This window comes from Arthrobacter sp. alpha11c, from assembly GCF_054149985.1.
In genome coordinates, this window is record NZ_CP196747.1 from 967,281 (window position 1) to 979,092 (window position 11,812).

Annotated in this window: 10 protein-coding genes and 2 pseudogenes; 5 read left to right on the forward strand and 7 right to left on the reverse strand. The window is 61.2% G+C overall.

Annotation, left to right across the window (positions count from 1 at the left end):
* Positions 1-205: 205 nt before the first annotated feature.
* Together ACTAQJ_RS04455 and ACTAQJ_RS04460 are read right to left on the reverse strand one after the other, a co-directional pair.
* Positions 206-757: a VOC family protein gene (locus ACTAQJ_RS04455; RefSeq protein WP_431115069.1), complete on the reverse strand. Its 552-nt coding sequence runs from the start codon at positions 755-757 to the stop codon at positions 206-208.
* Between the two features lie 22 nt (positions 758-779).
* A complete protein-coding gene (locus tag ACTAQJ_RS04460; RefSeq protein WP_431115068.1) occupies positions 780-1,451 on the reverse strand; it encodes a GntR family transcriptional regulator in 672 nt (223 codons plus the stop codon).
* A 152-nt stretch (positions 1,452-1,603) separates the two neighbouring features.
* Between ACTAQJ_RS04460 and ACTAQJ_RS04465 the strand changes: the two genes are divergently transcribed.
* From ACTAQJ_RS04465 to ACTAQJ_RS04485, 5 genes and pseudogenes are all read left to right on the forward strand, one after another.
* Positions 1,604-3,820, forward strand: a complete 2,217-nt coding sequence (locus ACTAQJ_RS04465) for an alpha-ketoacid dehydrogenase subunit alpha/beta (RefSeq protein ID WP_498701009.1) — start codon at positions 1,604-1,606, stop codon at positions 3,818-3,820.
* 45 nt (positions 3,821-3,865) lie between these two features.
* A pseudogene (locus ACTAQJ_RS04470) lies at positions 3,866-4,015 on the forward strand (lipoyl domain-containing protein); the annotation flags it as partial.
* A 376-nt stretch (positions 4,016-4,391) separates the two neighbouring features.
* Positions 4,392-5,150 (forward strand): 2-oxo acid dehydrogenase subunit E2, encoded by a 759-nt coding sequence (locus tag ACTAQJ_RS04475; protein ID WP_498702150.1) that lies wholly within the window; start codon positions 4,392-4,394, stop codon positions 5,148-5,150.
* Positions 5,151-5,212: 62 nt separating this feature from the next.
* The gene (locus ACTAQJ_RS04480; RefSeq protein WP_498701011.1) at positions 5,213-6,898 is read left to right on the forward strand and encodes a thiamine pyrophosphate-dependent enzyme; all 1,686 of its coding nucleotides are present in this window, start codon (positions 5,213-5,215) and stop codon (positions 6,896-6,898) included.
* Between the two features lie 61 nt (positions 6,899-6,959).
* Positions 6,960-8,460 (forward strand): annotated as a pseudogene (locus ACTAQJ_RS04485) (NAD-dependent succinate-semialdehyde dehydrogenase).
* Between the two features lie 116 nt (positions 8,461-8,576).
* Here the strand turns inward: ACTAQJ_RS04485 and ACTAQJ_RS04490 are convergent.
* The 5 genes from ACTAQJ_RS04490 to ACTAQJ_RS04510 form a co-directional block, all read right to left on the reverse strand.
* Positions 8,577-9,116, reverse strand: coding sequence for a nuclear transport factor 2 family protein (locus tag ACTAQJ_RS04490; protein WP_498701012.1), 540 nt, complete (start codon positions 9,114-9,116; stop codon positions 8,577-8,579).
* A 60-nt stretch (positions 9,117-9,176) separates the two neighbouring features.
* Complete coding sequence (locus ACTAQJ_RS04495; protein ID WP_498701015.1) at positions 9,177-9,893, reverse strand: NADPH-dependent F420 reductase; 717 nt, start codon at positions 9,891-9,893, stop codon at positions 9,177-9,179.
* 2 nt (positions 9,894-9,895) lie between these two features.
* Complete coding sequence (locus tag ACTAQJ_RS04500) at positions 9,896-10,390, reverse strand: NUDIX domain-containing protein (RefSeq protein WP_498701017.1); 495 nt, start codon at positions 10,388-10,390, stop codon at positions 9,896-9,898.
* A 35-nt stretch (positions 10,391-10,425) separates the two neighbouring features.
* On the reverse strand, positions 10,426-10,965 hold the full coding sequence (locus ACTAQJ_RS04505; RefSeq protein WP_498701018.1) for a flavin reductase family protein: 540 nt from the start codon (positions 10,963-10,965) through the stop codon (positions 10,426-10,428).
* 73 nt (positions 10,966-11,038) lie between these two features.
* Entirely contained in the window at positions 11,039-11,788 is a 750-nt protein-coding gene (locus ACTAQJ_RS04510; protein WP_498701021.1) for an SDR family NAD(P)-dependent oxidoreductase, read from the reverse strand.
* Positions 11,789-11,812: the final 24 nt, after the last annotated feature.

An 11,812-nucleotide genomic window follows, 5' to 3' on the forward strand; every position in this document is an offset into this window, starting at 1 on the left:
CACAGATCCGTTCTTGTTTAAGGCTAGTGCCAGGCGCATCGCCAGGCCATAACCATCCGCGTCAACAACCCCCGAACATGCGCCAACCAACTTCTGGTCCGAGCTCTGCCCGGAACGATGCAAGCAGTGCTGCAATCGGGTTGAAGCTCGGGGAAAGCAGTTTTCCGAAGATGAGCGTGGCCAACCGCAGTAGCCCAAACCCTCGTTAAGGCATCCAAAGCCGCAGCGGGGTTTGCGACTCGTAGGCTTTTCCCTGCGGAAAGGACACGAGCTCGAATTGCATCCCCCACGGGGCCAGGAAGTAAACCCAACGCTGCCCCTTGCTCGCGCCGGAGCTCAGGGTCGGGTCCCCAAGCACCTGGATGCCGTGACCCTTGAGGTAGTCGACAGCTACATCGAGGTCCTCTACGTAGAAGGCGAGGTGATGACCTCCGATGTCGCTGTTGCGGGGCTGGTCCAAGCGTTGATCCGGCGAGGAATAGTTGAAGACTTCAAAATTGGATCCATTGAAGCAGCGGTAGAAGCGTATTTCCACCAGCGTTGCCTCCGGATGGACGTTGAGCTTGGTCCGCATCAACACGGGATCCTGCGGGTAGGGCCCCAAGGAGTAAACATGCTGACATCCAATGACTTTAACGAGGAATTCGTGTGCCTGTTCCATGTCGGGCACCGTGAATCCAACGTGGTCTGTCCCACGGATGCCCGGCAGCCCGCTTCGTTCGATGGGGGCGTTTTGCTGTTCGGCGTCCAGGTTCATCTACTTCTCCAGCCGTATGTCTCTAGCGATCAAATATCTCTGGGTGATCAAGCAGCGCAATGCGGGTTTTGCGGACGTGCATCGCCAGCAGTTCCTCTGCAGAGCGGATGTCACGCCGGCGGATTGCTGCCACGAGGAGCCGATGCTCCAAATTCGTGTCTCCGAGCCCCTCGGGACCGATCAGCTGTACGTACGCGCGCCGATAATGCTGGGTGGTATTCCAGAGTCTCTCGACCATCTCCAACAAGGTTGGCATGCCCGCATCCTGAAAACTCAACAGGTGGAACTCCCGGTCGAGTTCAACGAAGTCCTCCACCACCGTGCAATTTTCCATCTGCTCCGCCAGCTCGCTGAGCCGATCCATGGTTTCGGCACTGACGCTGTCAATGGCCTGCCCCAACGCAAGCGGCTCAATTCGTTCGCGAATCAGATACGTCTCCTGGCACTCAGCGAGGTTCATTGAGCTGACCCAGGCACCCGAGGAGGCGACCAGCGTGACGAGACCATGCGATTCAAGAATGCGCAACGCTTCCCGAATCGGCAGCCTGCTCACGCCAAACTCTTCCGCAATCTGCTCCTGGCGGATCCTCGTGCCAGGTGCGAGATCGCCGTCGAGAATCCTCTGACTCAATTCGTTTGCGATGCGCTGACTTGCAGCACCCGACTTCTTCAACAGAACAGCTTCGATGGCCATAGCTACAGCATACGGACTCAGCGGCAATGGATCCATTCGATGATGTTTGGCGTGAAAAACGTGGTCGTATGCATTGCATTGGATCCATTCGCCCCTCTATGGTTGTACGAACGCCTCAAAGCCATTTCACGTTCGCCACCTGGGAGCCATAGATGTCAACCACCACGCCTTTGACCTACTCGACAGAGTGCACAGAGCTGCGGACAACCCGTAAAGACTGGGATGAAGCAGCTCCGGAGCTGCTCGAATCCATGCTGGTGCAGATGCACACCATTCGAATTTTCGAAGAAATTGTCCTGCAGCTGGCAGGTGAGGGCCTCGTACACGGCCCCGCCCACTCCAGCATCGGTCAGGAGGGTGCCGCCGTGGGATCCATTCTGGCGCTGAGGGGCGCCGACGGCGTCAACGGCACGCACCGAGGCCATCACCAATTCCTGGCAAAGGGTCTTGCTTACCTGTCCCCGAACGGCATGTCGATCATCGACGGGATAAAGAACGACCAAGTCACGGAGTTCATCCGACGAACGATGTCCGAGATTTTGGGTCTCAAAGCCGGTTTCAGCGGTGGTCGGGGCGGCTCAATGCATCTGCAGTGGCTTGATGCCGGAGCGCTGGGTACGAACGCGATCGTGGGTGGCGGAGTGCCGCTTGCCGCAGGCAATGCCTGGGCACAGCGCCATGACGCAGAAGTCCACGACGGCGGCGGGCCGGCAGGCGGCATGGGCGTCACGGTGACCTATTTCGGCGATGGCGCCTCAAACATAGGCTCGACATTGGAGACGCTGAATCTTGCCGCTGCCTGGCGCTTGCCACTGTGCTTCTACATTGAGAACAACCTGTATGCCGTTTCGACCCATGTTGCCGACGTGACCGGTGAACCTCGGCTGGCGGCTCGTGGCCCTGGCTTCGGAATCAGATCCTGGCGCGTGGACGGGATGGATCCCCTCGCGGTCTATCTTGCCCAGAAGGCAGCCGTGGATCATATGCGCGCAGGCAAGGGCGCAACGCTCATCGAGGCGGAAACCTACCGCTATTTCCATCAGAACGGCCCCTTCCCGGGCAGTGCCTTCGGCTACCGGAGCAAGGAGGAGGAGAAGCAGTGGCGTGATCGCGACCCGCTGGCCAAGCTGGCCGTCGAGATGACCCGGCGCGGACTCCTCACCGATGAACAACTGAGCGATCTCACCTCGCACATCACAGAACACATCACCCGGATTGTAGACGGAATTACGGAGAAGGACCCGGAAAGCACCAAAGGCGCCCGCCGCATCCGCCCGACGCTTTGGCCCGATCCCACAGGGGTGGACACGGACATCAGGAGCGAACCTGTGCTGACAGGATCAACCTCCGGAGAAGGCACCGAAACCGGCACCGAGCAGCGCCGCTTCGTAGATGCAATTGCAGATGTATTGGGGCGCCGGATGGACGTTGACCCGGGTGTGCTGGTCCTGGGCGAGGACGTTCACCGGCTCAAGGGGGGCACCAACGGGGCCACCCGCGGGCTGAAGGACGCCTACCCCGATCGGGTCCTTGGTACACCCATTAGTGAGAACGCCTTCGCGGGCCTCGCAGGCGGCCTGTCCATGACAGGGCGCTACAAACCAGTTGTTGAGTTCATGTATTCGGACTTCCTGTGGGTCGCGGCTGACCAGATATTTAATCAGATCGGCAAGGCGCGGCACATGTTCGGCGGCCAGTCTGCGATGCCCGTGGTTCTGCGCTCCAAGGTTGCAATGGGAGCTGGCTATGGCTCCCAGCATTCCATGGACCCGGCAGGTATCTTCGCCAACAACCCGGGCTGGCGAATCGTAGCGCCGTCAACTCCGCACGACTACATCGGCCTGATGAATACTGCGCTGGAACTCCAGGACCCGGTGCTTGTGCTTGAGCACGTCGACCTCTACGGGACCAAGGGAGACATACCCGCTGGAAATCTCGACTACCAGTTGCCCGTTGGCAAGGCTGCCGTGCGTCGCGCAGGCGAAGGCGTCACCGTACTGAGCTACCTGAACATGGTGGACGTTTCCCTCCGGGCTGCCGGGCAGCGAATGGATCTCGATCCCGAAATCATTGATCTCCGGTGGCTTGACCGGGCATCCCTGGACTGGGAAACCATCGGTGCCTCCATAAAGAAAACCAACAACGTCCTGATCGTCGAGCAGGGTGCCCGCGGCACATCATACGGCGGTTGGCTGTCCGACGAAATCCAGCGCAGATTCTTCGACTACCTCGACCAGCCCGTCCAAAGAGTTACGGGCAGGGAAGCGGCGCCGAGCATATCGAAAGTCCTTGAGGCTGCCGCCAATGCCGATATCGACGACGTCCTTGCCGGCTTTGACGAAATAGCCCGCAACCTCGGCCGTTCCTGAACCGGCTCCCATCAAAGGATATTCACCATGGCAACCATCATCACCATGCCGGCCGTCGTCGCAGACGCCACCGAAGCAGCCCTCCAGGATTGGCTCGTGAAAATAGGCGACACCATCGCCGCTGGACAGCCCATCGCCGAGATCGAGACTGAAAAGGCCACTGTTGAACTACAGGCTGAGTTTCCGGGCACCATCGGAAGGCTGTTAGTACAGCCGGGAACTTCAGTGGGTGTCGGTGAGCCCATTGCCGTGCTCGTGGAAGCCGGGGAAGACGAGGCGTCAATAGACAATGAGATCGCCTCCGCTGGCGGCGCCTCGCACAGCCTTTCAGAGCATCTTGTTCCGGCGGACACTGAAGCCCCAACAACCCGGGATCCGCGGCGTGGGGCTCCGGACTCAAGCCCTGAAGCGTCCAGCAAGAATCGAGGACCGGGCTCGCGCATCTTCGGGTCACCCCTGGCCCGAAAGCTCGCAAAAAGAAATGGGGATAGACCTCTCAGCATTGGAGGGCTCCGGACCCAACGGCAGGATCCTGCGAGGGGACGTTGAAGCTGCCGGAAGGCATCAAGCAGTGAGCTCACAGCCCGTCCCCGAGGCGGAAGAACCCGCTCCCCCAATGGCTTCATGGCAAACGGGAGCGCAAAACTTCCAGGACGTACCACTCTCCGGCATGCGCAAGGCCATCGCCAGGCGGCTGACCGAGTCGAAGACCAGCGTTCCCCATTTCTATGTCTCCATTGACGTCGAAATGGACGCGCTCCTGGCCTTACGCAAACAGATCAATCAGGACATGCCCGCCCAGGGACAGAAAACGACCGTCAACGACCTCGTTCTGAAAGCCCTGGGAGGCGCCCTCGTGGATGTGCCCGCTGCAAATGCTTCCTGGCAAGGTGAAGCCATCCGCCGTTATTCCACAGTGGATGTCTCTGTAGCCATCGCGACCACGGACGGCCTGCTGACACCGGTGGTCCGCGGCCTGGAAAACCTCTCCCTCGGCTCTGTGGGCAGGCTGATGGGTGACTACAAAGAACGTGCCGCCGCCGGCCGGATCCGGCAGCAAGAACTCGACGGCGGGTCCTTCAGCCTCACGAATCTGGGAATGTACGGAACACGTGAGTTCTCGGCCATCCTGAACCCGCCCCAGGCAGGGATCCTGGCCGTCGGTGCGGCGGAACAGCGCGCCGTGGTGCGCTCCGGCCAGTTGACAGTTGCCACGGTCATGAGCTGCACCCTCTCCGCAGACCACCGTGTTATCGACGGCGCGGTGGCAGCCCAGTTGCTGGCAGCATTCAAGGCGCGCATAGAGAACCCCCTCAGCATTCTCCTGTAGTCCCATCCACCAACTGAATCGTGTTGCGCAAAGACGCGGCATCCAGCGAAAAGGTCCTATCCATGACTCAAGTAACAGCCGAGCAAGACGAATTGCAAGGGGCCCTGCTGCAGCCATCCCTCAAATCCGCTGGCCACGTCATCGTTGATACGCTGGCCGCCCATGGCATCAAGCGGGCGCATGTGGTGCCGGGTGAGAGCTTCCTTGACGTTCTTGACGGGCTCCACGGCTCCCCCATCGAAACCATCGTTTGCCGCCATGAGGGTGGTGCCACATACATGGCCGAGGCTGATGGGAAAATGAACCAGCTGCCCGGGATCGCGATGGTTACCCGTGGACCCGGCGCCGCCAATGCCCATGTTGGACTGCATACAGCATGGCAGGACTCAACGCCCATGGTTCTGTTCGTGGGGCTGATCCCCTTCGCCCATAGGGACCGCGAGGCCTTCCAGGAATTCGATATCAAAGCCTGGTTCGATACGGGCGCGAAGCGTGTGATGGTCCTGGACCACGCGGCACGCGCTTCCGAAATCGTTGCCGAAGCCTTGTTCGCGGCGATGAGCGGACGGCCGGGGCCTGTCGTCGTCGGCCTTCCCGAAGACGTTATCCGCCAGCAGATCCCCGCGGAACTCCATCCAGCCATTCCTGTCGCCACCGGCGGAATGACCACCGTGGACGCGTCCGCGCTGGCCGATGCCCTGGCCGCATCCAGCAAGCCACTGTTTGTGACGGGTGGGAATGACTGGACCCAGGAAGGCGCCGACCAGCTCACACGCTGGCTGGAAAAGCATCACATCCCGGCCGCGGCCGAATGGCGCACCGAAGGCACCATCCCCTTCGATTCGGCCTCCTACGTTGGCCCCATCGGCTACGGCCGGCCCCGCCCCACCTATGATCTGCTGGAAGAAACCGACCTGCTGATCTTTGTGGGCACGGTTCCCGGGGATGTTATTACCAATGGATTCCTCTGCCGCCAGGACTGGGCAAAAAAGAACTTCCTTGTCACCATCGATCCCTCGCTCCGTGGCCGCTCAGGTCCGGTTTCCTATCAAATCCTGGCCAAGCCGGACGTCTTTATCCGTGACCTGGCCAAGATCGATCTTCCTGTCAAGGATGAATGGGTGAACTGGACGTCGAAAATGCGCAGGGAGCAGGAGGCCTTCGCCAGCCTGCCCTCGGCGACGCCATCCGCCGGTCCGGCACGGATGGACACCCTGATGGCCAACCTCGTCCCCACGCTACCTGCTGACGCCATGGTGACCCTCGGCGCCGGGGAGCACACCAACTGGGCCCACCGCTACTTCCCCACCCAACGTTATGCCTCGATGATCAGTGCCCGGAACGGCTCCATGGGCTACTCCGTCCCCTCCGCTATCGCCGCATCCCTGGAATACCCAAGTCGGCGTGTGGTGACCATTGCCGGTGACGGCGAATTCCTGATGAACGGCCAGGAACTCGCGACAGCCGCCCAATACGGCGCCACTCCCTTGGTCATCGTCATGGACAACCAGGAGTACGGCACCATCCGCACCCACCAGGAACGTCACTACCCGGAACGGGTGTCAGGGACCCAGTTGAAGAACCCGGAATTCGCGCTCATGGCGCAGGCCTTCGGCGGCTTCGGGATCAAGGTGGAACTTGATGCTGACGTTCCTGCAGCCATCAAGGCGGCGCTGAAAGCCATAGACGAGGACCGCCTATTTGCGCTCATCCATCTGGTGGTTGAGCAGAGAGTCAAAGCCTACTAGCCACCCATCAGCCATCGGCTCACTTGAGCCGCTCCAACCCTCACGTTAAGGACTTCCCTTCATGACTGTTTCTGCGCTTTCCCCTGCTGTTTCATCTCAACGTGAAGCTGCGCTCCTCGCGTCCGTGCCTACCGGTTTGTTGATTGGTGGGCAATGGCGGGACGCGTCCGACGGCGGCACGTTCGATGTGCACGATCCCGCCACCGGGGAGGTGCTCGCTACCCTCGCTTCCGCCACCAGTGCCGACGCGATCGCCGCGTTGGACGCCGCCGACGCCGCCCAGTCCTCCTGGGCACGGACCGCGCCCCGGACCCGGGCCGAGATCCTCCGCCGCGCCTTCGACTTGGTTACAGAACGGGCCGAGGACTTCGCCATGCTGATGACCCTGGAAATGGGCAAACCCCTGCCCGAAGCACGCGGCGAAGTCACCTACGGGGCCGAGTTCCTGCGCTGGTTCTCCGAAGAAACCGTCCGCGACTACGGCCGCTACCTCACCACCCCCGAAGGCAAAAACAAGATCCTGGTCCAACACAAACCCGTCGGACCCTGCCTGCTCATCACGCCCTGGAACTTCCCCCTGGCCATGGCCACCCGCAAAGTCGCCCCCCGTCGCGGCCGGCTGCACCATGGTCCTCAAACCCGCCAAACTCACACCCCTGACGGCCCAGTACTTCGCGAAGACCATGCTCGACGCCGGCCTGCCCGCCGGAGTCCTGAACGTCGTCGCATCCTCCAGCGCGTCCGGGATCTCCGGGCCGCTGCTGAAGGACTCCCGGCTGCGGAAGGTCTCCTTCACCGGATCCACCCCCGTCGGGAAGCGGCTCATGGCCGACGCCGCACAGAACGTCCTCCGCACCTCGATGGAGCTCGGCGGGAACGCCCCGTTCATCGTGTTCGACGACGCAGACCTCGACGCCGCCGTGGAAGGCGCGATGGCGGCGAAGATGCGGAACATGGGCGAAGCCTGCACCGCCGCGAACCGGTTCCTCGTCCATTCCTCAGTCGCTGCGGAGTTCACGGCCAAGTTCGCCGCCGCTATGGGCGCTTTGGTGACAGGCCGCGGCACCGACCCCGGCACGCAGGTCGGTCCGCTGATCGACGCCGGCGCCCGGGAGGACGTCCACGCCTTGGTGAGTGCCGCCGTCGACGCCGGAGCCGTTGCAGTTACAGGCGGTGCGCCCGTGGACGGACCCGGCTACTTCTACCAGCCCACCGTCCTGGCGGATATTCCTAATGACGCAGCGATTCTGGGCCAGGAGATCTTCGGACCCGTCGCCCCCGTCACCACCTTCACTAGCGAAGAGGACGCCATCCGGTTAGCCAACGCCTCCGAGTACGGGCTCGCGTCCTACCTCTACAGCCGCAACTTCAACCGGCTCCTCCGGGTTGCGGAGCAGATCGAGTTCGGCATGGTCGGCTTCAACGCCGGCGTCATCTCCAACGCCGCAGCACCCTTTGGCGGGGTCAAGCAATCAGGCCTCGGACGCGAAGGCGGCTCCGAAGGCATCAACGAATACACCACCACCCAATACATCGGCATCGCCGACCCCTACGCCCACTAAACGCCGGAAGACACACCAAAAGCGCCTGCCGGCCCCGATAGAGGGAGCCGGCAGGCGCTCTGGTGCTGGGCCAGACAAGGTTGGTTCAGAGAAGACAGCCGCGGCACATGCGGTGACTACCGCGAGAAGTCTGTGGGCGGGCTGTCCACCCAGTCCAGGTAGATCGGGTCCTCCGGATGCCAAGCTCCCCAGTGTGAGACACGAGGGACATTTACGACGTCCCAATCCGAGTTGATGGGCCGGACGTCGATCCAGTCCCAGACGCAGGTCCGATGAAGGATCTTCCACACGCCGTCGCGCTTCTCGCACAGATCGCGGTAGCGGCCTGCCTGGAACATTGTTACTTCGGGCTCTTTGAAGGGGACCACGCAGATGAACATGCTTTCGCGCTTCGCCCGGTTGCCGTCGATCTCGGACAAGACATTGGAGATATGGTGGCTGCAGCTGTGGATCTTGTCGTGCCAGGTCATGGCTGCATCGGCCCACCCATGGCCGTTTCCGACGTAGCTGCCGTGATCATCGAATGAATCAGGCCAGTAGGTGGATTTCATCAGCTCACGGTCGTGCCGGTCCGCGCCCCTCGCGTACAACATCAGATTGTCGTGGAGGGCTTGCTTGTCATACAACTCAGTTAGTTGAGCATCGGTGAGCGACATATATCCAGACTTTCTACTTCAAACGTCAGGCAGCTTCTTTGACTACACTCGTTGGGGTTTTTAGAACGTGCGTGCGGCGACCCGCACTGGTTCGGCCCGCTTCAGGGCCTCGCCCAGACGCTCAGCCGACACAGGCGCGGCCGGGGCTTCGATCATGCTTTCATCCGGGGTTGCGGGGTCTGCCAGGTAAAGCCTGGTGTAGGCAGCGGCTTCCGGCTCGAAACGCCAGCTTTCGGCCAACGCGCCAGCGTCCACGGCGTCGAAGCCCAGTTGCTCGATGACGCCCATTACCTTGGTTTTGGCAGAGATGTCATCGCCCGCCACCGGAAGGGCGGTGCGATCGGAGGCGCCGGCGGGACGCACCAGCTGCGGAATGTGGTGCGCCAGGATGTTATTAAATGCCTTCGTCAGGCCGGCTCCTTGAAAATGCCGCAGGACGAGCTCGCTCGTAGTGAGCCTTTCCTCGTCGAGCTCAGCCACCCTTCCATCCCGGAACGGGTAGTAGTTGGTGGTGTCCAGCACCGCTTTCCCTTCCAGGAGGGAGGCAGGAACGGCGGTGTGTGCCGTGAGCGGCACGGACAGCACCACAACGTCTCCGGCCGCTGCGGCCTGTTCGACGGTGCCGGCGGAAGCCAGGGGTCCCAGCTCTGAGACGAAGCCGGCTAGGGTCTCCGGGCCGCGGGAGTTCGACAGCACTACACGGATCCCGGCATTTACGGCCAGACGCGCGATGGCAGCACCGATGTTCCCGGTGCCAATAATTCCAAGGGTGGTCATATCTATTCCTCTTTCGAGAGTGGTGGATTGGGGACGTGGCCGGTTGCATCGAGTACGTTATCCAGCCATGCCACGCGATTGGCGAACCGCTTGGCTTTGTGCGGGGCGGTCCACCGGTAGGCGTCGTTTTCCCAGTTGATCTTCAGTCGCCGGCGGGACGTCACAGCGGTGAAAGTGTGGATGAGCCACGGATTCCCCAAACCGTCGGCCACCACCACGTCCGGTCCCGGCAGGAGCGCCAGGAGATCTTTGTCTTGCAGGCCGGTTTCTTCAAATAACTCTTCAAGGGTCTGTTGTTCAGGCGTGGCACCGGCTTCCATAAAACCGGTGATGCAATGCCAAAGGCCGCAGTCGTGACCAAGATTTCCGCTTCTTCTGAACAGGGCAATTTTGTCCCGCCACTGCACGACGGCCGCTATTACGGTACGGTCCGCCGGGATGTCATGCGCAGCGAGTGACGGAAACTCGACACTGGACACCGCATCAATGGCGCTCATATTTTCCTCCCACGTGCAGCAACCGGCCCAGGCCGCTACACGACGTCGATCGACCGGGAGTTAACAAGCTCGCGGAACTTTGCACCGTGCCAGATGAGCGGCTCGTTTTCCCCAACTCCGAGCTTCTTCACCTCAAGCAGCGCCATCCAGTGGTCGCCGGCTTCTGAAACCTCATGGATGGAGCACTCGAGCCACAATGCCGCGTCTTCTATGAACACGGCCCCGTCCTCACCGACGTCGATTGCCACCTGCTCAAAGCGTGCGGCGCGGTCCTTGCCTGCGAGCTTGCGGGTCAGATGCCCTTGCCCCTTGCCAAAGATCGAAACCCCGAGCGAGGCAGCGTCCTTGATCTGTTCCCACGTCTCCGATGACTTCTGCACAGCTACCGCAACCAGGCACGGTTCCAGCGAGACTCCAACCATGAACGATGACGCAACGAGTGCATGCTTCTCATTGCCGGCTTCAATCGCCAGCACTGCAACGCCGGAGGGAAACTGCGCGAACGTGCTTCGCACCACCAAGGGGTCGTTGCCGAATGCGCTGACCTTCGGCCGGGTCATAAATTTTTGACTCATGATTTCCTTCCTCTCGGTGCCCGTGTCGAGCGGTCGCTCTTGAACCACTCCTGGACCGAATACGCCGGAACCGCTACGCAGCGGTCTGGCCGCCATCAATAGGCAGTGCGACGCCTGTAATGTACGAAGACTGCTCACTGCCGAGGAACAGGACGGCATTCGCTACTTCTTCTGCGGTTCCGACCCGACGTGCCGGAACCATATTGATGAGGTAGTCGGCGGCGGCAGGGTTTTCGGCGAGGGCTTCTTCCATCATTGGCGTCCTGATGGGGCCTGGGCAGATGGAATTCGCGCGGATATTCTGTGCCGCGTATTCAAGCGCGATGGTGCGGGTCAATCCCAGGAGGCCGGTCTTGGCGGCGCTGTAGCTGCCATACAAGGGCGTTCCCATCAAGGCTGCGGCTGAAGCCACGTTGACTATCGATCCCCCACCGCGCTCCAACATGGCCGGAATGGCAAACTTCATCGTGAGGAAAGCACCCCGGAGATTCACGTTGATCATCTTGTCGAAGTCCGATTCCAGCGCCTCATGGTGCTGCACCATTGGGGCATTTGCTCCGGCGATATTGCACAGGATGTCGAGTCCACCGAATTCGCTGACGGCCAAGCTGACCATGGCCTTGGCGTCTACCGAGTTTGAGATGTCAGCCTGGATCGGCACCGTGCGGTCTCCCAGCTCGACTGCTGTCTTCTCCTGGGCCCCGGAGAAGTCCGCCAGGACAATGTTTGCGCCATGCTGATGAAACAGGCGGGCGGTTGCCAAACCCATGCCTGAGCCTGCGCCGGTAATGATTGCGGTCTTGCCTTTGAGTATGTTGTCCATGGTTGTTCCTTCATGTCCTGGTAG